The following is a 22,075-nucleotide window of genomic DNA, read 5'->3' as shown; positions in this document are numbered from 1 at the left end:
TTCAGTCGTTCAGCCGGTGGAGCCAGTAGCCGGGTTCGCGGCGCTCGTGGGCGTAGGCGAGGATCAGGATCGTGTCCGGCTCCACCGTGTAGACGATGCGGTACGGGTATCCGCGAACGGCCTTGCTGCGGATCACGGTGCCATCGTCAGCGGTCGTGAATGGTGGGGCGGCGTTCGGCCATTGGTCGAGGTCTTTCCGGGCTTGCCTTGCTCGGTCGATGAGCGCAAGGCCGATCCCTGGCTCCTGGTCTTCGTACCAGCGCACGGCGGCGTCGAACTCCGCGACGGCCTCGGGGTGCTCTCGCTGGGCCAAGGTCATGCGGTGAGCAAGGCGCGCAAACGCTCGTAGTGCTCGTCGGCATCCACCAGATCGACCGCACCCTCACGCACCTCGGCCAGTCGCCGGGTAGCCTCGGCACGCCAGGCTGCATCGACCTCGCTCTCGTCGTCTGCATCATGGAGGCTTTCGAGCAGGGCGTTAGCGACGACCGCGCGCTGATCGGCGTCGAGCGCGAGGCCGTCTCGGATCAGAGTTGCGGTGTCGGGTGTCATGTATTCAAGTGTACGTCGAACGGCCGACAATCGCGCTGGGCGTCTGTGGCTCGGGTTGCGGGGCTGCTGTGAACGTCACGCCGACGCGACGTGCTGCTGATGCTCATAGGCCGCGTGCTGGCCCGTCATGTCGCGGGTCGTTGCGCCGCGGGTCGCGTTCGGTCGGCTCGCGGAGTTGCCGTTCGCGTTCGGCGAGTGCTTGCTGCCTTGCTTCGTGCTCGGCGCGGGTGGTTTCGATCCGTGCGGCGGCGTCGCGGATCGGTAGCGCGCGGAGGTAGTCGGCCTCGGCTCGGAGCGCGGTGGCTTGCTGGTGCGCCTGTCCTGCTTGCTGTGCTGGGTTCGGCAGTCGCATCCCGACCCGGTGGCGCATCACCGCCTGCGGCCCGTACTCGCTGACCAGCAACGCCCGGCGTTCCTGCTCGTGCCGCTGCCGCAACTCGTCACGGTCGGCTCGCGCGGCCTCGACGTGCTGGGCGGCGTCGATCACGCGGGGATCGGCCTCGGCGCGACGCTCGGCCTGTCGTGCCGCCCACTCGGGCAGGGTGTCGGTGGTGCGGGGTGGTTCGCCCCATGTTTCGCGCACCCGTGCCCGAACCGTCCGGGTGTGCTCGCTCGTCTGGCGGTGCTCCGCGCGGGCCTTGCGCCTGCCGAGCCTGCCGACGGTGGCGAGTCGGCTGCTTGCGGCGGCCTCGCGCTCGACAGCATCGAGATAGGTGGTGCCGTCTGCCTCGGCCTGCACCGTCAACGGTTCCGCGATTTCGGCACGGATGCGCGCCGCCTCGTCCTCGGCGTGGCGGAGCACGTCGGCGTGCTCGTCGTCCTCGGTCTTGTGTGTTGCGCGCTGGGCGTCGAACCTGGCAGCGGTCTGCTCCCAGCGTTCCGCCGCACGTTCGGCTCGTTCGGCTTCGGCGGTGAGGCGGGCGAGTTCTTCGGTGATGAGCTGCACGGGGCCATCGCTGACGAGGCCTTGCACGGCGTCGATGGCTTGGGCGGTGGCGTGGTCGAGGCCACGGTCTGCCGGGTCGCGTTCCATCGCCTCAACGAACCGCGCCCGCGCATCCGCCATATCAGCGGCGACGACGTGGAGTTGGTTCTGTTGGCGGCCTCTCGTCATGCCGACGTAGACGCCTGCCGCGCTCGTCGCCTCCGACAAGGCCGTGTGGGAGGCATCGACGGTTGCGCCTTGGACGCCGTAGGCGGTCGCGGCATACGACAGGTGCGCCCACTCGCTCACGTACTCGGCGGGGAGGGCGACGGTGCGGCTGTGCTTGCCTCCGCCGCTGACTTCGCGGGCGTAGACGCTGCCCTCGTCGGTCACATGCTGCACGATCCATTGCTGCCGGTTTGCCACGCCGAGGTCGCTGCTGTTCTTCCGGGTCTGGATCAGGTCGCCAGCGCCGATGCTCAGCCCGTCGCTGCCGGTCGTCGTCATAGTGTCGTCGACCTCGCCGCGCTCGACCCGCCCGGCGCGGATGTGCTCGTTCAGCTCGGTGGCCTCGTCGTTGGTGGCGACGGTGATCGCTTCGCCGTCGTGGGCGTGGGCGGTGATGTGCTCGCGGGCCGCTTCCTCGTCGGCATGCAAGGTCACGAGGCCCATCGTGGCGAGTCGGTCGAACACGTCGCCGGGGTGCTCCCGGTCACGCATGACCAACGTCAACGCCGCATACTCGGCATCGGTGAACCTGTGGAGTTCGGTCATGTCGTAGGTACGGCCACGAATCTGGGCGGCCATGTCGAGCACCCCGCCGCGCCCGACCGCCGGGAGCTGCGCCCGGTCGCCCACGAACGCGACCGACGCGCCTGCCTCGGCGGTGACGGTCAGCAGAGCGAGGGCGGTGTCCTGGTCGAGCATCCCCGCTTCGTCCACGATCACCCGCTCACCCCGCGACAGCACGGCGTCGTTTGGTGGGCCGGTGTAGATGTTCCCGGTTGCAGGGTCGGTGTCGCCGGGTGCGAGGCGTGTCCATACGCCGTCCTCGTTCCACCGCCACCCATGCGCATACACGAGCGCCGCGACGGAGGTTGCGGGCACGCCGAGTTCTTCGTGGGCGACCTGCGCCGCACGCAACGTCGGCGCAACCACCCGCGAGGATCGCCCGTGCTCGGCTGCAACCTCGATGGCGACGCCGAGCATGGTGGTCTTGCCTGCGCCCGCCGCGCCCTCGACAATCACGAGCGGGTTGGTCGAGGCGACGGCAGCGGCGGCCACGGTCTGCCCGGTGTCGAGTCCGGCGGCTTGCGCAGCGTCGGTCACGTCGGGGTGCTTCGGCTCCCGTTCCGGCGTCGCGGCGGTGAGTTGGTCGCGGAGTGCGGTCTCGGCGGCGACGACGCCAAGGCTGGTGAGGTGGGCGACGTGCTCGGGTTGCACCATGCCCGGCGGCAGCACCGAGAAACAATCCGAGGCGGCGAGTCCGGTGGCGAGGTCGATGAACTCGCGCAACTCCGCCGGGGTCGCTTGCACGCCTGCCTCGGTGGTGATGCGGGTGACGTGCTCTCGCACGGTGTGCGGTGTCCAGGTCGATGCAGCCGCCGCGCAGCGATCCAGCGCACGACTGGCGACCTGTTGCACGCTGAGGTCATCCAGCGATGCCGGCGCAACGGTGTCGGGGTGCTGCAAGCTCTCGGGGTGGTAGCCGGCGTCTCGGAGTTCCTGCTGCCACCACTGCTCGTTCTTCAAGTCCGCCGGTTTCTTGCCGGGCCGCTGGAACGCCCACGCCGCGTCCTGCATCCGAGCGGTCAACACCGGGCCGGGCGTCTCGCCGGGATGCTTCGCTTGCCACTCGGCCTCCATGCGTTCCAGGTTGCGTCTGATCTGCGCCGACCGCTTCGACATGACGGCGTTGAACGGCTCCAACTCCACAACCTCACCGCTTACGGGGTCGAGGGTCAGGCCATGCTCGGAGAGCGTGGCGGCGAGCTGGGGGTGCGCGGCGATCACCGCCGTACCGAGAGCACGGATCGCGCCCTGCTGCTGGAACAACGCCGCCGTGGTCAGCGCCCGCCACTTCCCGCCCGCCCACACCCTCGTGCCAATCTGGAAATGGATATGCCGGTGCGGATCACCCGCACGACTCGTCTTGTGCGTGATCGCGACGGTCTGCATGTGCTCGACCGGCAGCACCTCCTGCGCGCCGCGCGGCCCCGCCAACGTGACCGAATGCTGACCAAGGAAGTGCTGAATCTCCCGCGCCGCATCCCGCTGCGTCGCGTCCAACGCCTCGGACACGTCCGGGTGGAGTGCGGCGGCGACCGACAGGCTCTTCGGCGCGTTGATCGTCATCTCCGCGAACAACGGCGACCCCCGACGCACCTTGCCCGGCTTGCGCGGGGTACCCATCGACTCCCCGGTGTCCGGGTTCACCCAATCGACCCAGGCTTCGTACTCATCCGCCGACAGCGACCGAGCAGCGGTGACCTCGCCGGTCGCGTCGATCACGGCGTACTCGGCCACGGCCTGGTCTGCGCCGAGGTAGTACTCGTCAGCGCGGGAGCGGTCGGCCTCGACATAGGCGCGCGCGGCAGCACCGCTGCCGTGGAACAGCTTCACTCCACCCTTCACTCTGGCCTCCCTCACGAGTCGTCTCGTGAGAGAGGTGCGCACTACGGCCCCGCCGTAAAATACGTGCCTCACTGAGATAGGGGGCAGATGACTGATGGAGCCGAGCGTCAGCGCGAGAGCGTCGCACAGAGTGTCGCTGGCAAGAGTTGGCGTCACAAAGTTCGAGGGAACTTTCGGAGTTCGGTTCGATGAAGTGACTAGTCTTCTCGGCGAACTTCGTGACCTGATTACTGCCCGATGAGTCTTCGGGCAGCGGTGACGACGGAGGCACGGCGGCGTGCGTGTTCGGCGTCGCTCTCGGCTCCGGTGATCATGCGGGCGACCTGCGGTACCGCTGACCACCATCCGGCGAGTGAGAGCACGAGGAACATCAGGTGGTCGGCGTCGAGGTCGCTCGTTACTGTGCCCTTGGCCTGTCCGTCGGTCATGGCGGCGACTTTGTATCCGTAGTATTCGCGCCGCTCGGCCTCGTCGGGTACTTCGGTGTCGAAGACGAGCCCTTCCCAGCGCATGAGCCTGCCGAGTTCGGGGTGCTCGCGGTGGTAGTCGTAGACGCGCCCGGCGTAGTCGCCCACGTCCTCGGTTGCGAATGATTCGACGGGCACGTCGCGGGCTACCTTCGCCAGTTCCTCGCGCAGTACGGTGGCGAAAAGTCTGTCCTTGCCCCCGAAGTGCGTGTAGACGCGCTCCTTGTTCACCCCGGCGGCCTTGGCGATGCGCTCGATGGTCGTGCCGTGCGGCCCGTGCGCGGCGAACTCGGCCACCGCCGCGTCGAGGATGCGGCGCTTCCTGCCCTCAACATCCCAGCCCATCGTTCCCACCTCCCGTCTCGTGCGGTAAACCCAACGCTCACGTTGCGTCTTCGCGGTTAGCCTACTACAGTCAAATCCAACGGAAACGTTGGATTTGGAGTGGTGGTGTCTGCGAACTCGACGGAACAGATAGCGGGAGCAGGCGAGGCGCGCGAGCACCCGGCAGGGAACGGCGTGGTCGTGCTGCTCGTGGTCACGGCGCTGCTGGTGCTCACGCAGTTGTACGCGGCAATCCCGCTGATCGCCCCGATCGGTGCGGAACTCGGCTCTGATGTGACGTTCGCGCTCTCGACGGTGTTCAGCGTGTGCTATGCGGTCGGGTTCCTGATCTGGGGGCCGTTGGCCGATCAGTACGGGCGGAAGCGGATCATGCTCATCGGCCTGGTGTATCTCACCGTCGCGACCATCGCCTGCGGCTTCGCCTCCACGGTGCCGATGCTTGCTGCGCTGCGCGGGGTGCAGGGGGTGATGGCGTCGAGTTTCGCGCCGGTTGCGCTCGCGTATCTGGCCGAAGCGACCCCGCTGAAGCGTCGGGCAACGGCGATCGGGGCCATGTCGACGGCATTCCTCGTTGCCGGGATCGCAGGCCAAGTACTCGCCTCCGCGCTCAGCCTGACGTTGGGCTGGCAGTGGGTGTTCATCCTCTCCGGCATCATGCTCGGCCTCGGCATGATCGGCGTCGCCGTGCTCGTCACCGAGCCGCACAGTCGCAGAGACGATGCGAGCCTGGTGCGTCGCTTCGCCGTAGTCGGGAGGGTCGCCACACGCCCCTCGGTGCTGCTACTGAGCCTCGCGCACCTAACGCTGCTGTTGTCGTTCGTCGGCATGTACACCGGCCTCGGCCCGCACCTGACCGACCTCTGCCTGGACTCATCGCAGGTGATCTGGCTCCGCCTCGTCGGGCTGCCGGGCATGTTCGCCTCCCTCTTCGCGGGCGCTATTGCGAAGCGTCTCGGCGGCGCGGGGGTTGCACGTGCCGGGTTCGCCCTCGCCGCGATTGGGCTGCTGATCGAAGCCGCACTCTCGGCATCCCTCGCGGGCACGGCGCTGGCGAGTCTCGTGTGAGTCACTGGGGTCGCGCTCGCGGTGCCCGCGATGATCACCCTGTTCGGCGAGACCGCCGCCCCGAACCGGGCCGGTGGGATGGCGCTCAACGGATTCGTGCTGTTCCTCGGTGCCAGCGTCGGCCCACTCACTGCCTACCTGGGCTTGGACTTCCCGATCCTGCTCGTCAGTCTCGCCGCGCTCATGGTGCTCGCCGTCGCCAGCCTCACCGGGTTCGCCCGACTCACCCGCACGCCCGCTTCGGAGGTACCTGTATGACTCGCATCCTGATTCTCGGCGCGACCGGGCGCACCGGAGCCGCCATCCTCGCTCATCTCCCCGCAGGCATCGAGGCGACCGCTGCGCTGCGCGATCCGGCAGACACCACGCGGCTCGCCAAGACTGCTGCATCGCTGACCTCCACGGTCGTGAACATCGCTGAGAACGCCAGTCTCACGCAAGCAATGCACGGCATCGACGTCGTCATGAACGCGATCCGACTGCGTGAGGACATCGCCCCGACCGAACTCGTGGCCGTACATGATCGACTCATCGAGGCAAGCACCAAGGCCAACGGCGCTCCGGCCCGGATCGTCACGGTCGGCGGAGCAGGAGCACTCCGACTCCCTGGAGACAGACGGTTCTGGCAAGACCCCCGGTTCCCAGAACCCACACTGCCGCGCGGGAGAGCACACGCCATGCTGCGCGACCACCTCGAAGCGGGCAACGCAGGATCAGAATGGGCGTATCTGATCCCGCCGCCCGTCTACGAACCGGAGGGGCCGACGACAGCACGCTGGGAACGAGTCTCCCCTTCCACAGACGAGACTGCGTTCACCCGACAAGCGATCAGTTATGCCGACTTCGGAGCGGCAGTCGCGGAGACTTCCACCAAGGACGACACTCGCACGCAACTCATCGCATGGCCCAGTGAACTGACAGAAAAGCACCCGATGAGTGGATAGGCGCATCTCCCCGCCGTTGTCGGCTCGGACACGGACGACGCATCGACCTGTGGGCCTGGCGGCGTACAACGTTGTCCGGCTCGTTGTGATCCGTGACGGCACGGCCATCGTGTTCAGCGAGTTCGGACAGCAACCCGTCAGCTTTGGCGACGCGGTGCTGCTGGGGCCGAGCGTGCTGTTCGGCGTCGAACCCGAGGGGCGGGTCACCTATACGACGGTCTACATCGACACCGACATGGCGCTGGATCAGTTCTTCTGGCAACACTCCGCGATCTTGCACGACCGCCTCGACGCCCACGACTTCGCGGGAAAGGTGTACACCGAACCTGCCCAGGTACTGCACCTGGGCCGGGATCGAGCCGGGCGGTTGTTGCCGTGGCTGGACGAGCTGGTCGCCCTCACCGTCGAGGGCAAGTACCTGGAACGGTTCCATCGGATGCAGGCGCTCTGGTTCCTCATCACCGATGTGATCGCGCCGTGCATCCGCGTCTCGACGGTGCGGCTGACCCGGCTGCAACGTGCCCGCGCTCGCCCGTTCTCCGCTCGAAGTCGGGTGCCTGAACCGTTGCGTCGTGAGGCGATGCTGGTGCGCGACGCGCTGCACAGCCGGATCACGCACCCGTGGACGCTCGCGGAACTGGCAGCCCTGGTGCGGCTCTCTCCGAAGCACCTGGTGCGCGTGTTCACGGACACGTTCGGGAAGACCCCGACCGCCTACCTGGTGATGCTCCGCGTGCAAGAGATGGCGCGGCTCCTACGCGAGACGAACATCACCGTCACCGCCACCGGGCAGCGGGTGGGGTGGCGGAGCCGGTCGCGCGCGGTAGAAGCATCCACAGCGCACACCGGAGTGACACCGAGCCGCTACCGAGACATGCGCCCGCTCATGACCGACCTCCCATGACCGAGCCGGTCGCGCTGCCCGGCAAAGTGCCGGAGTGACCGGGAAACGCCCGGCCTGCTCGTCTCCTGCTTCGCCGCGACCGCCGGTGCTTGGTAGGCCGGTTCTTCCCCCTGGTTGCTCGGGGGTGGTCAGAGAAGGGAGGTCGTCATGTCGCTGCTACTCGAACGCCCGGCGACCACGCCGACCGGTCATGAGCCTACAAGGACGCCGCAGTCGCCGCACCCCGCGATAGTGCAGCCGGTCGAGCCGTGGAGTTGCGTCTATGTCACCAGCATCCGTCACCGTCGCATATTGGCGGCGACCGCCTATGACTGTGTGCGCTTCGTGGTCGTGCGCGACGGCTCGATCATCCTCACCGATGCCGATGCCGATGCCGATGCGGGCGGGTCGGCGTCGGTGGGTGATGTGGTGCTGGTCGCCCCGAACGTCGAGTTCGGGTACGAACCCGAGGGCACCGTCACGGTGAGGACAGTGGCAGTGGATACCGATTACTGGTCGAGCAGTTGTTCTGGCAGCACCTCGACGTGCTCGCGGACGGCGAAGCCGCACGCGACCTCGCAACTCACCTGTATCCCGATCCGGTGCAGGTGCTGCGCGTCGGAGAATCGCAGGCCGAACGGCTCGGGCCGATCCTCGATGAACTCGCCACACTCACCGGCGAAGACCAATCGCCGCGCGGCTACTTCCGTGCGTATGCGCTGCTGTTCACGGTGCTCGCCGCCATCGCGCCGCTGGTTCGTCACGCGCCGGTGGAGGTGCCGCCGCTGACCTCTCGGCAGCGGGCCGTGCGGGTCGCGCCTCCCCGGTGGCGGGAGTTCAAGCCGGTGCGCCGCGAGATTATGCGCACGGCGGCGCTCATGCAGAGCAACATCGCCAGGCAGTGGCCGCTCACCGAACTGGACGCGCACGCCTGCCTGTCGCCGAGTCAGCTCAATCGGGTGTTCAAGGACTCGTTCGGGGTGACGCCGCCGGTGTACCTGTCGATCCTGCGCGTACAGGAGATGGCGCGCCTGATCCGCGAAACCGATCTGCTCATCGGCACGATCACCGAACGGGTCGGCTGGTGCCACCACTGCGGGCAAGCCTCGCGCATCTTCCGCCGCTACATGGGCGTGACCCCCATCGAGTACCGGCGCTACGGCCCACCGTCCGCGAGCCGGGCGGGGCCGGGCGTCGGCATCGCCACCGCACGCGCCGACGACTCCCGTGGGAACGGGTGCGCACCTACCTACTGACACCTGCCCACACGACCGGAGGAACCCGACGATGAGCACCGCCACCACGCGACCGCGATACGCTCCGGCGCGCCTGCATGTCGGGGTGGGGGTGACGGTTCCGGCAAATTGCCGGAACCGTGCGACCAGGGCTTTTACTCCCGGCCGGGGTGGTTCCGTCGAATCGGCGGCACCACACTCGCGGGGCGACGGTCGGGGAAAATTTCCCACACCGTCCAGCCTGCGACCTCGGCCCGCTGTGCTGCTCGTTGTGGTTCTCGTGACGGTGGTGGCAAATTGGCACCACCGTCCGACCAGGAGTTTCGCCGTTGCCCCCGCGAACCAAGCCGCATCCGCTGCGACCTCACCGCGACCGTTCACGGTGGTGTCGAATCGCCACCACCGTCGGACCTGCGCTTTCGCTCCGCTCGGCTGGCCGTCACGGGCGCGAACGGTGCCGCAAAATTTGCGGCACCGTTGAGCCGGTTCACGAGGGTACCGAATCGGCACCCCCGTGACATACCCCGTTTGGGGTCGGTCGCAGGTAGCTCCCTGTGGATAAGTCTGCATATAGTACCTCAACTCGATGCCAGGTACTAGATGTACCCGGCCATGAGGTTGGTGGCGTTTCCGGTCTTGTGAAAGGGGAGAACCTCCGGGCTTAGTGGAGATGTCTGACGTCTTCACGAACTCGGAGGTTCTCGTGTCCCACCGTAATGCCCGCTTGACCGTGCACGGCAGGCTGCTCATCGTCCATCGTGCCGGTGCCGGGTGGAAGCAGGCGCATATCGCCGCGGCAATGGGCGTGTCCCGACGCTGCGTGAAGCGGTGGCTGGACCGCTACCGCGCCGAGGGTGAAGCCGGTCTCTACGATCGCTCCTCGCGGCCTCACCACGTCGCCAACCGCACCCCCGATGCCAGGGCCGCGGCGGTGGTCGCGATCCGGAAGAAGGAACGAGTCGGCCGTGACGAGGTCGCGGCCCGCACCGGGGTGCCGGCGCGGACGGTGTCGCGCATCATCGCCCGGTCCGGGCTGCCTCGTCTGGTCGATCTGGACCCGATGACCGGGGAGCGGATCCGCGCGTCGAAGACCACAGCGGTCCGCTATGAACGCGAGCAGCCCGGCGAGCTGGTGCACATGGACGTGAAGAAGCTCGGTCGCATCCCCGACGGCGGCGGGTGGAAGGCGCACGGCAGAGCGATGGGCTCCACAGCCGCCCGGAAACAGACCGTCGTCGGCTACGACTACGTGCACTCCGTCGTCGACGACCACTCCCGGCTCGCATACTCCGAGGTCCTCCCCGACGAGAAGGGCCCGACCTGCGCCGCGTTCCTCGAACGCGCCATCGGCTACTTCGCCGCGCACGGCATCCCCCGCATCGAGCGGCTGATCACCGACAACGCCTGGGCCTACCGATGGTCGCTGCGCGGCGTCTGCGGCGCGCACGGCATCCGGCAGAAGTTCATCAAACCGCACTGCCCGTGGCAGAACGGCAAGGTGGAGAGGTTCAACCGGACCCTGCAAACCGAATGGGCCTACCGGCAACCGTTCACCTCGAACGACGACCGCACCGCAGCACTTGACCCCTGGCTCGAGCACTACAACACTGGACGACGCCACTCAGCCCTCGGAGGCAACCCCCCGATCAGCCGACTGCAACCAACGTCCTGACCCCGTACAACTAGATGTTGTGGTTTGCCTGTCGTACCTGTCTACATGGATACCTCGACGCAGACCACCACAACCACGCCCGAACCAGCCTCGACCGATGCCCCCGAACCACTCGGCGCACGCCTCGCGCGGGAGAGCCGCGCAGCGCAGGGCCTGCCTCCGGTCATCGCTGACCCACGGGTGCGTGAGCAACTGCAAGCCCTCTGCGGCCTGCCGAAGGCGCGGGGGCGTTAGGCGCGCCAGACGAACTCGACCCGATGTGCGAGAATCCCCGCCCGGTACACCTCACGGCGGGCATGAAACGCTTCGACGGTCTCATTGCGCCGCCTCGCCGGTGTCGCGCCGTTCATCCCCCTGGGCAGGGCGTGAACGAGGACGGCTTCAAGGACGAGACTGGCGGCCTGGTGCTGCCACATCGGGGTACGGTCGGCCCACTCCTGTGCGACGGTCGTCATATCAATCGACGGGCCAGTGTGCTCCGGCACCGTGGCGGCGTACTCGCGGCGGGTGCGTTCGATGCGTTCGGCGATCCGTGAGCGTTGCCGCACCCACATCGACTTGTCGATCAACCCGTCGTAGTAGTCATCATCGAGCCGGGCGAGGCGTTCCCGGTCGGCATCGAGCGTCGCGGCAAGCCCCACTCGTGCGGCCTGATCCGCGCCCGGAGACTGGCGCTTGGCGGGGTTGAGGGTGATCTGCTCGAACGTCGCGAGCACGGCTTCCTCCACGAGTTTGGTGAGGTCGCCGGAACGGATCGAGCGGTTGCACCCGCCCGGCACCTGTTGCACACACTGATACACCTGGCCGCGATGCAGCATGGCGCGTCCGCAGGTCGAGCAGCGGATCAGACCCGAGAACGGATACAGCCGTTTCGCCGCCCCACTGCCGGGCTGATGGAAGTTTCGGGCCTGCTTGCGGGCATCGAGCACATCGGAGACCTGCTGCCAGGTGTCCTCGTCCAAGATCGCGGGCCACGCGGCGGTCGTCTGCATCAGGGAGGTTTTCGACCGGGTGCCGTCCGGCAACAACGGTCGATACTCCCGTACCCCCTTGATCGAGGGGTTGCGCAGCACCAGTTTGAGTGTCCGATCCGACCACCGGCACCCGTGCGTCGTACGGATACCCCGCCGGTTCCAGTCGGTGAGAATCCGGTACAACGTCTCTCCGGCCAGCACCCGCCGCGCGGCTTCCCGCACCAACTCGGCAGCCTCGGGGTCGATCACGAGCGTGTGGTTCTCGGCGCGGTAGCCGAACGGCACCTGCCCACCATGCCAAGTGCCCTCGATGGCCTGCTGCTTCGCCGCCCGAGCGACACGGCGGGCGGTGTCGGCTGAGGACTTGTTCGCCATCGCGACCAGCACCCGCGCCATCGCCACATCAGAATCCGTATCCAACCTCAGCGAGCCGGTCACGGAGCGGACGCTGAAGCCGTTGAGTACCTTGGCGTCGATCAGGTCTTCCAAGTCTCTCGGGTCGCGCACCGCCCGATCCAGGTCGTAGGCGATCATCACCCCGGCGCGCTGCTCGCTGAGGTGCTTCAACATCGCGCGGAACTCCGGGCGCACCACGCGCCGCACCCGCTCACCCGTCGGGAGTGTGATCGTGCGCTGCTTGAACGCCGACGTGTCGTTCTCCCGGTACACCTGGGCGACTTCCCACCCGTGCGCTGCCGCATACGCCCGGCAGTCAGCTTCCTGCCGGTCAACACCGCGCTCGGTGCCCTCGGGATCATCACTGATCCGCACATACACCACCGCCCGCAACGACGGCGACGCCTGCGCCGTCGCCTGGTCGTTCGGCTCATTGCCTGCGGTTCGTTCCTGCTGATCGTGGCTCATCTCAGCCACCGCCTTCCTAGCTCTCATCGAGAGGTAGGTGCGTTTACAGAACCTCGGCTACTCGTGCACGACGACTCGGGCGAACCGCGCAAGATCATCATCTTCACCGAGCACAAGGACACCCTTGACTACCTGCGGCAGAAGATCACGACGCAGCTGGGTCGCCCGGAGTCGGTCATCACGATTCACGGCGGCACGCGCCGCGAAGACCGCAAGGCGGCGCGCGAGCAGTTCACCTACGACCGCAACACCGTCGTGCTCCTGGCGACGGATGCCGCGGGCGAAGGCCTCAACCTGCAGCGGGCGCACCTCATGGTCAATTACGACCTGCCGTGGAACCCGAACCGGATCGAGCAGCGTTTCGGCCGCATCCACCGCATCGGCCAGCGGGAAGTGTGCCACTTGTGGAACATGGTCGCGAAGGACACACGCGAGGGGGACGTGTTCACGCGGTTGCTGTCGAAGATCGACCAGATGTCGATCGCGTACAACGGCAACCTGTTCAACGTTCTCGGCGACGCGGATGCTTTCCAGGAGAAGTCGCTCCGTGAACTGCTGATCGAGGCGATCCGGTACGGCGACGAGCCGGAACGCAAGGCCGAGCTCGACCGAGTCATCGACGCGAGCGTCGCCCACGGGCTCGACACCATGGTCGCTGAACGAGCCTTGCACCCCGAGATGTACTCCTCGCTCAATCTCGAAGAGATCCGTGAGCGGATGGAGAAGGCCCGCGAGCGACGCCTGCAGCCCGGATACATCGCGGCGTTCTTCCTCCCCGCCTTCGAACGCCTCGGTGGCCGTATCCGTCGGCGCGAGAAGGGCCGATACGAGATCACGCGGATACCACAGCGCGTCATCGACACGGCACGCCGACTCAACCGGTGGGCACCTGTGCCGGAGCGGTACGAACGAGCCACGTTCGAGACTGCACACGTTCGCCCCGAGAATCAGACACAGGCGGCACTTCTCGCCCCCGGCCACCCGCTCCTCCAAGCGGTCATCGAACTCACGATCGAAGACCTCGGGCCCGTGCTCAAACGAGGAACCGTGTTCGTCGATCGCCGTGAACAGCAATCCGAGCACACTGCACTGCTGTATGCCGTCGAGCAGCGCATCCAGAACGCCACCACCGATGCCGACACCGTGTCGCACCACTTCGACTACCCCGTCCTCGACACCACGGGGGCTGTCACGCTCGCTGCTGCGCCGCCCTACCTCGACTACGACGCACCACACGCGGGTGAGGCTGCGGCAATCGCCGAGGTCCTCGCGGACGAGTGGGCAAACAGCGACCATGAACGCTCTATCCGGACGTGGGCGTATCGAGACGGACTCGCACCTCGCATGGACGAACTCGCCGCGCGGATAGCCGTGGATGTCGACCGCACCCGCGTGCAGGTCAAGGAACGCCTCCTGGCCGAGATCAACCATTGGGACCGCGAGCACAATCGCCTCGAAGCGCTCGAACGCTCCGGCACCATAGGCCGCCTCCGCGCCGACGCCGCGCTCCAGCGAGCCCGCCAGCTCGACGAACGACTCGACAAGCGGCTCCGCGCCCTCGACGAGAGCACGCAACTCGTCGCACTTCCCGCCGTTGTCCGCGGGTCAGCACTCGTCGTGCCGAGCAAACGACTGTCGCCTGGCGACGAGGATGCCGCGCCTCAGACCTTCGCGCGCAACACCGAGCTCGTCGAACGCCGAGCCGTCGAAGCCGTTCTCGCTACCGAACGCGCACTCGGCCGCACGCCCCACGAGATGCCCAGGAACAATCCCGGATACGACATCCAGTCCTTCGATCCCGACGGGCGCATTCACTACATCGAGGTGAAGGGGCGGATCGAGGGGTCCGACACCTTCACCATCACGACGAACGAGGTCACGTTCGCGCAGACGCAGGGCGACCGTCACCGACTCGCCCTCGTCCTCGTGTCGCCGGACGGCGAGAAGCGGGACCGACTTCGCTATGTCATGGACGCGTTTACCCACATTGAGCCGTCCGCGACAACACGGTCGTACAACGAGGAATGGCACGACTACTGGGATCGCGGAGGCCCACCGCGATGACAGATTCAGGCGACACGACTAACGGACCCACGAGAGATGCATCAGTGAACGCAGCACCCAAGAAGAAGCTCATCGAGACGTCTCTGCCGCTCGAAGCCATCAACTTCGCCGCCGCTCGTGAGAAAAAGTCGATCCGCAAAGGGCTACCTCTGATGGTGCACCTTTACTGGGCGCGCCGCCCTATTTCGGTCGCACGCGCCGTTCTCTTCGCCCAGCTGGTCGACGACCCTGCGTCTCGTCCGGAAGAGTTCCCCACAGTCGATGCGCAGGACGCGGAGCGTGCACGACTGCATCGACTGCTCGAGCGGCTGATCATCTGGGAGAACAGCAATGATGATGCGCTTCTTGCCCAGGCGAGAGCGGAAATCCGCAAGAGCAACGATGGCAAGCTACCCTCCGTCCTGGACCCGTTCGCCGGCGGTGGGGCCATTCCACTCGAAGCGCAGCGGCTGGGGCTCGAAGCGCACGCGAGCGACCTAAACCCCGTCGCGGTCCTCATCAACAAGGCGCTCATCGAGATTCCGCCGACCTTCGCCGGCCGACCACCTGTCCATCCAGGCGCTGCTGGGACCCGCAATGCGTGGGGCCGCTCCGAGGGATTGGCGGAGGATGTTCGCGCGTACGGCAACTGGATGCGAGACCAAGCCGAGCGGACCATCGGGCATCTTTACCCCAAGGTCACCGGACCAGACGGTACGCAGCACACTGTCATTGCCTGGATCTGGGCCCGCACCGTCAATAGCCCGAATCCGGCAAACCCAATCGAGGTTCCGTTGGTTCGCTCCTGGTGGCTGAACAAGAAGAAGGGTAGCGAGGCGTGGATCGAAGCCCGGGTTGTCGGCAGAAAGATCCACTACGAGGTGCACAATGACGCCAACGGCCCGAAGGGTGATGACGACGGCACCATCAAGCACGGGAAAGGCGCCCGCTCGGTTGCTGATGGCACACCCTTCACGTATGACTACGTCCGCGAAGCGGGGAAGCGGGGCGAGCTTGGAGCACACCTCATAGCCGTAGTGGCGGAGGGCGCGCGCGGCCGACTCTACCTATCGCCCACTGCAGAGCAGGCCGCGGCCGCGGCGGTCGATCGTCCGGATTCATCTATCGATGCCGACGTACCAACGAACCCCCGTTGGTTTTCGCCACCGGCCTATGGATTGACGAAGTTCTCCGACCTCTTCACCAATAGGCAGCTCGTTGCGCTGACCACGCTGAGTGATCTCGTCGCGGACGCCCGCGAGAAGGTCCGCGACGACGCGCTTGCCGCGGGTCTCCCGAAGGGCGACCGACTCGAGAATGGAGGGACTGGCGCGGAGGCTTATGCAGATGCCGTCGCAACGTATCTCGCGCTGGCGGTCAGCCGAGAAACCAACGCCTCGTCATCAAGTTGCGGCTGGGACAGCAGTCTCCAGAAGATCCGAAACGTGTTCTCTCGTCAGGCCATTCCCATGGCGTGGGACTACGCAGAGGCGAATGTGTTTTCGACATGGTCTGGAGGGTTCATAACCCAGATCGATGGAATGGCCGACGCCATCGACCGTCTCCCGGCGGGACGTCGAAGCACCGCACGTCAGGCGGATGCCTCGACACGTGACTACTCGGGCGCCGTCATCTCCACCGACCCGCCCTACTACGACAACATCGGTTACTCGGACCTATCGGACTTCTTTTACGTCTGGCTGCGACGATCTCTTTCAACGATCCACTCGAAGACGGTTGGGACTATGCTCACTCCGAAGTTCGAGGAGCTTGTCGCTAATCCGTACCGACATGATGGCAAAGCAGGAGCGGAGAAGTTCTTCATCGAGGGCTTCAACTCGGTCTTTGCCCGAGTCCGCGAGGGCGCAGACCCGAATGTCCCGCTGACTGTCTATTACGCGTACAAGCAACAGGAGGCCAACGCCGAGGGGACCTCCTCTACCGGCTGGCACACGCTACTGGACGGTCTCATTGACTCTGGGTGGGAGATAACCGCGACGTGGCCCATGCGAACCGAGATGAGCGGAAGGCTAATCGGTTCAAATGCCAACGCCCTGGCCTCTTCGATTGTCCTGGCTTGTCGCCCCCGCCCGAGCGATGCGCCTACGACGACCCGACGAGCGTTCGTGGCCGCACTGAAGGCGGAGCTCCCAGAGGCGCTACGCACGTTGATGCAGGGCGCGATTGCACCCGTCGATCTCGCGCAGGCGGCAATTGGACCCGGCATATCCGTGTTCTCCCGGTACTCGCGGGTGCGGGAGGCGGATGGCTCCGACATGAGTGTGAAGGACGCACTCCTGCTCGTAAACGCCACGCTGGACGAAGTAATCGGCGAGCAAGAGTCGGACTTCGATCCCGACACTCGGTTCGCAGTCAAGTGGTATCGCCAATACGGCTGGACCCAGGAGAACTCCGGCATTGCTGACCAGCTTGCGCGCTCTTCCGATACGTCGATCGGAGCGCTTGAGCGCGGGGGCATCTTCGAGGCAAAGGGCGGGAAGGCGCGACTTCTCTCGCCGACCCAGCTTGAAGGCGCATGGGACGTGAGCGCCGACGAGCGCGTCAGCGTGTGGGAGGCGACGGTTCGCCTTGCGGCGGTGATGGCAAAGCACGGAGCCGATCAGGTCGCTTCCCTGCTTCCTTCAGTTCAGACGCGGGTGAATCTCGACGCGGTGAAGGAGTTGGGATTCCTGCTATTCCACGAGGCCGAGAAGAAGCGCGACACCAAAGACGCGATTCTCTTCAACGGGCTGGTGAGTGCGTGGGGTGACGTGAACGAGCAGGCGCGAAAGCACGCCGGTACGCCGCGGGCCGTTCAGCAGGCGTTCGACTTCGATGAGGATGGGGACTGAGCTCGATGGCGATGAACAACCGTGATCGCGTGGGAAAGGCCTTCGACCTGTTGTCGGAGGGTCTGCTCGATTCCGTCGATGAAGTGATGACCGCAGCCTACGGTACGTCGGATTGGCCTGCCGCGTGGGCACAAGAAGACGCGCAGCGCCGGGGTGGACTAGCCCGAACGCTGACTAAGCATGATGTGCAGGTGCAGCTTCGCGCGATCACCGAGCAGGGCTACCGGTTCAAGGACGTGCTGTCGCGTGCGCAGCAGGGTTTCGGCTCAGAGCTCCGCGAGACGCGAAATCTGTGGGCGCACAACGAGCCGTTCAGTTCTGATGACGCGGCGCGCGCGCTCGACACGATCGAGCGACTGCTTCATGCCGTTGGAGCGGTGGACTCGGCCGAGGACGTCCGTAAGCTCCGGGTCGACCTACAGCGCACGGTCTTCGAGGATCAGACGCGTAAGCAGGTCAAGCGGACGGCAGTGACGCTCGACCCGGGTTCGGGGTTGCGGCCGTGGCGCGAGGTTATCCGCCCGCACGATGATGTGGCACGCGGCGAGTTCACGGCATCCGAGTTCGCTGCCGACCTGCATCTCGTGCGAACCGGTCAGGCGACGAGCCCCGAGTATGGCGACCCGGTCGAGTTCTTTACCCGCACCTACCTCACAGAGGGTCTGCGGGATCTGCTGTCGCGCGCGCTCCGACGCGTGGGCGGCGGGGACGGCAACGCGAGTCCGGTCGTCAACCTGCAGACCAACTTCGGTGGTGGCAAGACGCACTCGATGCTCGCTCTCTACCACCTCTTCAGCGGCACCCCCGCAAAGGACTTCCCGCAGGAGCTGCAGGAGCTCATCGCCGAGACCGGAAACCCGGATCTTGCGGCGCTGGGCGTGAAGCGCGTCGCGCTCGTCGGCACGTACTTGAAGGCGGGATCACCTCTCATTAAGGACGACGGGACCGAGGTGCGCACGCTCTGGGGCGAGCTCGCGTGGCAGCTCGGCGGCCGCGCGGCGTACGACCTCATCGCAGACGATGACCGTGCTGGGACGAACCCCGGTGAAGCGCTGCGGACGCTGATCGCGAAGTACTCGCCGGCGCTGATCCTGATCGACGAGTGGGTCGCGTACGCCCGGCAGCTCGTCACGGACAAGGAGCTTCCGTCAGGCTCGTTCGAGACACAGTTCACGTTCGCGCAGTCGTTGACGGAGGTCGTGCGGTCAGTGCCCGGCGCGATGCTCGTCGTCTCGATCCCGGCATCTGATACCGGTGATGCGGGTAGCGGTAGCGACATCGAGATCGGTGGCGCCAACGGCCAGCTTGCGCTGGAGCGCCTGCAGAACGTGATCCGCCGGGTCGCCGACCAGTGGCGACCGTCGAGCAAGGACGAGTCGTTCGAGATCGTCCGCCGCCGGATCTTCCAGGCGCCGAACGCTGAGGGCTTGACCACGATCTCCGCCGTAGCTCGCAGCTTCGTCACTCTTTATCGGAGCAACACCGCCTTATTCCCCCGGGATGCCGCGGCACCGAGTGACGACTACGAGCAGCGCATTCGCGCGTCGTACCCGCTGCACCCCGAGCTGCTGGATCGCCTCTACGAGGACTGGTCAACGTTGGAACGGTTCCAGCGCACCCGCGGCGTGCTCAAGCTCGTGTCGTCCATCGTGCACGAGCTGTGGGCTTCGAACGACACGTCCCCGCTGATCCTCCCCGGCAACGTGCCGCTGGAAGCGACGACGGTCAACACCGACCTCACTCAGTATCTCGAGGACCAGTGGAAGCCGATCATCGACTCGGACATCGACGGTCCGGGGTCGATGGCGCAACAGATCGACCTCGACCGCCCCAATCTGGGCCAGCGGTTCGTGACGCAGCGGATCGCGCGAACGATCTTCATGGGAGCTGCCCCGAGGATCAAGGCGTCGCGGAAAGGCTTGGATAAGCAGTACGTCTGGCTCGGAACCGCGGCGCCCGGTGACACGCTCGGCAACTTCGGCAGTGCGATCGAGCTGCTCGCGCAGCGGTCGACGTACTTCTACGAGGAACAGGGCCACTATTGGTTCGACACTCAGCCGTCGGTGACGAAGACTGCGAACGACTATGCCGAGCGACTCCGCGAAGACGTCGAGACCGTGTGGAACGAGATCACCGAGCGACTTCGCAGCGAGGAACGTGCGCGCGGTGTCTTCGATCGAGTTCACGTCGCGCCGGCATCCAGCGCCGACATCCCCGACCTCGAAGACGCGCGCCTGGTGATCGTCCACCCGCGCCACTCGCGGCGGAAGTCCGACGGTGCCAACTCCTCAGCCCACCAGTGGGTGCGCGAGGCGATCGAGACCAAGGGCGCCAGCCAGCGCGTGCACCGCAACACTCTCGTGTTCCTGGTGGCCGATAAGAGCGAGCTGGAGAGCCTGGAGGCCGCTGCTCGCAGCTATCTCGCGTGGAAGCGCGTGCAGGCGACCAGCGAGAGCCTCAACCTGTCGGTACAGCAGCGCAAGCAGACCGACGACTGGGTCACGCGCCTGGATCGGACCGTCTCGGATCGAATCCGCGACACCTTCGTGTGGGCGGTCTACCCCGAGCAGTTCGACGCCACCAAGCCGTTCGAGCTGATCACCGACAAGGTGCCGGACTCGAGCGGCCGCTCGCTTGCCGAGCGCGTCGCCGCAAAGCTGTCCCGCGACGATCAGCTTGTGACCGAGCTGGGTGCGCCGATCCTCGGAGCGACCCTCCATCAGGAGCTTGGGCAGCTGTGGCGCGACAAGGGCGAGATCAGCGTTGGCGAGTTGTGGGGCTACTTCACGCGCTACGTCTACCTGCCGCGCCTCGTCAAGAGGGAGACGCTCGACTCCGCGATCGAACGCTCGCTCAACTCGGTCCTCGTCGACGGCGAGAAGTTCGCGATCGCGTCAGCGAAGGACACTGAGGCCAGTCGCTACCGCGGACTGATCGTGCCGCCTGCGCAGAACGCCGCGCTCCAGGTGACCGACAGCACGCTCCTCGTGGACTGGAACAAGGCCGACGAACAGGCCTCTGCAGATCGTGCCGCCGCCGCTCGAGAAGCCGCCCGGCGCGCAGCAGAGGACGGCGCCGCCGAGGTCGGCCCGGTGGACGTCGTCTTGATCGATGACGAAGCAGACGAGGAGGGATCGAACGAAGAGAGCTCCGCGCCGCGACGCCCGAGCCGCTACTTCGGCTCCGTGAAGGTCGACCCCGACCGGTACTCGCGCGACATCGGAAACGTGACTCGCGAAATCATCGACCGCCTCGCCGGCGCCGGCGCCAAGCTCGAGATCACCATCGACATCCAGGCCAGCAAGAGCGACGGATTCGACGAAGGCGAAGTGCGCACGATCTCCGAGAACGCGCGCGTTCTCAAGTTCGACCCGAGCTCCGGTTTCGAGAACTGACCAGAGTCTGGACACGATCAATGACCCGATTCCTCGTGTCGGCGGTAGCGCCGAATGGTGGCAGTATCGACCGTCAGCAGGTTGACGCGGGCAGTGAGCGGGAAGCTGCAGATCAGTTCCTCGCCATCCACACCTGGGACCCTCCGCTCAAGGTGACGTCCATCAGTCGAATGCCGACTGATGGTGACAAGTTCCCCGACTCGGTCACCATCAGACGAGCTGGCGTCTTTGGGATCGACTCGGTTGGCTCTGAGCACGAATTCATCGAGATCTCGGACTGGTCGCACCCAGTCCAGTACTTCGTCGGGCGAAATGGCAGCGGAAAGTCAAAGGCCGCTCGCGCGATCGCCTTGGCCACAGGCGAGCGGATCCTGACAACCGATCGCCTGGTCGGGTTGATGAACGTTGTTAACCACGGCTGGGGTTCAACACCCACCGAGTACCGCGGCGTCCCAATCGGCGAGGAAGAACGCCGACAGATCCTCGAGATGGCAAGGCTCGCTGGTCTCGCGACCACTGAGCTCTATGCGCTTCGTGAGGAGCCAGAGGTCCTGCTACGCGTTGCAGCTTTCACCCGTCGCGCTCTCGGGCGATCCATCGAACTGCGCGAAACAGCCGGATTCCTAGACCCGTACGTGCGCATGGGATCAGTCGAGTACTCGTTGCTTCGAGACGAGGGTCACGGTCTTCGCGAGCTGGTGGTCCTCCTCGCCGCGGTCTATCGAGATGACTGGCGGTTGCTTGTTGTCGATGAGGCGGAACTCCACCTGCACCCCTCCATGGCCAGGCTGTGGCTCGCCGAGCTGAACAGAGAATGCGAGCAGTCGGGACGATCCGCGATCGTAGTCACACACGAGCCGAGCTTCTTGCGGCCACGACTCGCCAGCGACTTGGCGTCGATTTGGGTCTTCGGCGCCGGATCGCCGCCGCGCCGGATGAGCGAGAGCGTCTTGGATGTGCAAGCGGACCGCGTGGAGGCTTCGCTCGCACAGAATCCACAACTGGTAAGCGACATCGTGTTCTCGCCCCGACCTGTTCTGCTCGAGGGTGTGACGGATGTCGCCGCGATGTCTACAACTCTTACACGCGTCGCGTCGGCGGAAGTGGTCGCGCAGACAGATCTCGTCGACTGCGGCGGGAGCGGCGGTGTGGCGTTATGGCTGGAGATCTGCACGAAGCTGGGCTTGGACGTACGCGCGGTGTGTGATCTTGACGCGCTGTTCGA

14 protein-coding genes and 1 pseudogene are annotated in these 22,075 nt (G+C 66.1%); 10 read left to right on the top strand and 5 right to left on the bottom strand.

What is annotated here, in order from left to right:
- Position 1 precedes the first annotated feature (1 nt).
- The 4 genes from M4I32_RS10790 to M4I32_RS10775 all read right to left on the bottom strand — a co-directional run bounded on the left by M4I32_RS10790 (position 2) and on the right by M4I32_RS10775 (position 4,923).
- Positions 2-319, bottom strand: a complete 318-nt coding sequence (locus M4I32_RS10790) for a type II toxin-antitoxin system RelE/ParE family toxin (RefSeq protein WP_024476684.1) — start codon at positions 317-319, stop codon at positions 2-4.
- Complete coding sequence (locus tag M4I32_RS10785) at positions 316-552, bottom strand: addiction module protein (protein ID WP_024476685.1); 237 nt, start codon at positions 550-552, stop codon at positions 316-318. Before M4I32_RS10785 ends, M4I32_RS10790 begins: the two co-directional genes overlap by 4 nt.
- A 103-nt stretch (positions 553-655) precedes the next feature.
- The gene (gene mobF / locus M4I32_RS10780; RefSeq protein ID WP_024476686.1) at positions 656-4,111 is read right to left on the bottom strand and encodes a MobF family relaxase; all 3,456 of its coding nucleotides are present in this window, start codon (positions 4,109-4,111) and stop codon (positions 656-658) included.
- Positions 4,112-4,338: 227 nt separating this feature from the next.
- Positions 4,339-4,923, bottom strand: a complete 585-nt coding sequence (locus M4I32_RS10775; RefSeq protein ID WP_024476687.1) for a TetR family transcriptional regulator — start codon at positions 4,921-4,923, stop codon at positions 4,339-4,341.
- A 102-nt stretch (positions 4,924-5,025) separates the two neighbouring features.
- Here M4I32_RS10775 and M4I32_RS10770 point away from each other — a divergent pair, with 102 nt between their 5' ends.
- The 6 genes from M4I32_RS10770 (at position 5,026) to M4I32_RS10745 (ending at position 10,722) form a co-directional block, all read left to right on the top strand.
- Entirely contained in the window at positions 5,026-5,988 is a 963-nt protein-coding gene (locus M4I32_RS10770) for an MFS transporter (RefSeq protein ID WP_319034491.1), read from the top strand.
- A 30-nt stretch (positions 5,989-6,018) separates the two neighbouring features.
- Complete coding sequence (locus M4I32_RS10765) at positions 6,019-6,246, top strand: hypothetical protein (protein WP_197425747.1); 228 nt, start codon at positions 6,019-6,021, stop codon at positions 6,244-6,246.
- Complete coding sequence (locus tag M4I32_RS10760; protein ID WP_024476688.1) at positions 6,243-6,932, top strand: NAD(P)-dependent oxidoreductase; 690 nt, start codon at positions 6,243-6,245, stop codon at positions 6,930-6,932. The genes M4I32_RS10765 and M4I32_RS10760 overlap by 4 nt, the downstream gene beginning before the upstream one ends.
- Before the next feature lie 49 nt (positions 6,933-6,981).
- Positions 6,982-7,836, top strand: a complete 855-nt coding sequence (locus M4I32_RS10755) for a helix-turn-helix transcriptional regulator (RefSeq protein ID WP_024476689.1) — start codon at positions 6,982-6,984, stop codon at positions 7,834-7,836.
- 581 nt (positions 7,837-8,417) lie between these two features.
- Positions 8,418-9,071, top strand: a complete 654-nt coding sequence (locus tag M4I32_RS10750) for a helix-turn-helix transcriptional regulator (protein WP_175987534.1) — start codon at positions 8,418-8,420, stop codon at positions 9,069-9,071.
- Between the two features lie 682 nt (positions 9,072-9,753).
- Positions 9,754-10,722, top strand: a complete 969-nt coding sequence (locus M4I32_RS10745; protein ID WP_101852925.1) for an IS481 family transposase — start codon at positions 9,754-9,756, stop codon at positions 10,720-10,722.
- A 230-nt stretch (positions 10,723-10,952) separates the two neighbouring features.
- Here the strand turns inward: M4I32_RS10745 and M4I32_RS10740 are convergent, their stop codons facing one another.
- Positions 10,953-12,560, bottom strand: a complete 1,608-nt coding sequence (locus M4I32_RS10740) for a recombinase family protein (protein ID WP_024476692.1) — start codon at positions 12,558-12,560, stop codon at positions 10,953-10,955.
- Between the two features lie 63 nt (positions 12,561-12,623).
- On the opposite strand from M4I32_RS10740, the gene M4I32_RS10735 reads away from it, so the two are divergent.
- The 4 genes and pseudogenes from M4I32_RS10735 to M4I32_RS15230 all read left to right on the top strand — a co-directional run.
- Complete coding sequence (locus M4I32_RS10735) at positions 12,624-14,624, top strand: helicase-related protein (RefSeq protein ID WP_195694482.1); 2,001 nt, start codon at positions 12,624-12,626, stop codon at positions 14,622-14,624.
- 44 nt (positions 14,625-14,668) lie between these two features.
- On the top strand, positions 14,669-17,455 hold the full coding sequence (locus tag M4I32_RS10730; RefSeq protein WP_228177893.1) for a DUF1156 domain-containing protein: 2,787 nt from the start codon (positions 14,669-14,671) through the stop codon (positions 17,453-17,455).
- 5 nt (positions 17,456-17,460) lie between these two features.
- Complete coding sequence (locus M4I32_RS10725) at positions 17,461-20,850, top strand: DUF499 domain-containing protein (RefSeq protein WP_195692263.1); 3,390 nt, start codon at positions 17,461-17,463, stop codon at positions 20,848-20,850.
- Positions 20,851-20,870: 20 nt separating this feature from the next.
- Positions 20,871-22,052: pseudogene (locus M4I32_RS15230) on the top strand (hypothetical protein); the annotation flags it as partial.
- Between the last annotated feature and the right edge of the window lie 23 nt (positions 22,053-22,075).

Source organism: Microbacterium sp. LRZ72 (assembly GCF_033792225.1).
In the GTDB taxonomy this organism is placed as follows: Bacteria; Actinomycetota; Actinomycetes; order Actinomycetales; family Microbacteriaceae; genus Microbacterium.
This window is presented reverse-complemented; position numbering and strand designations above follow the sequence as displayed.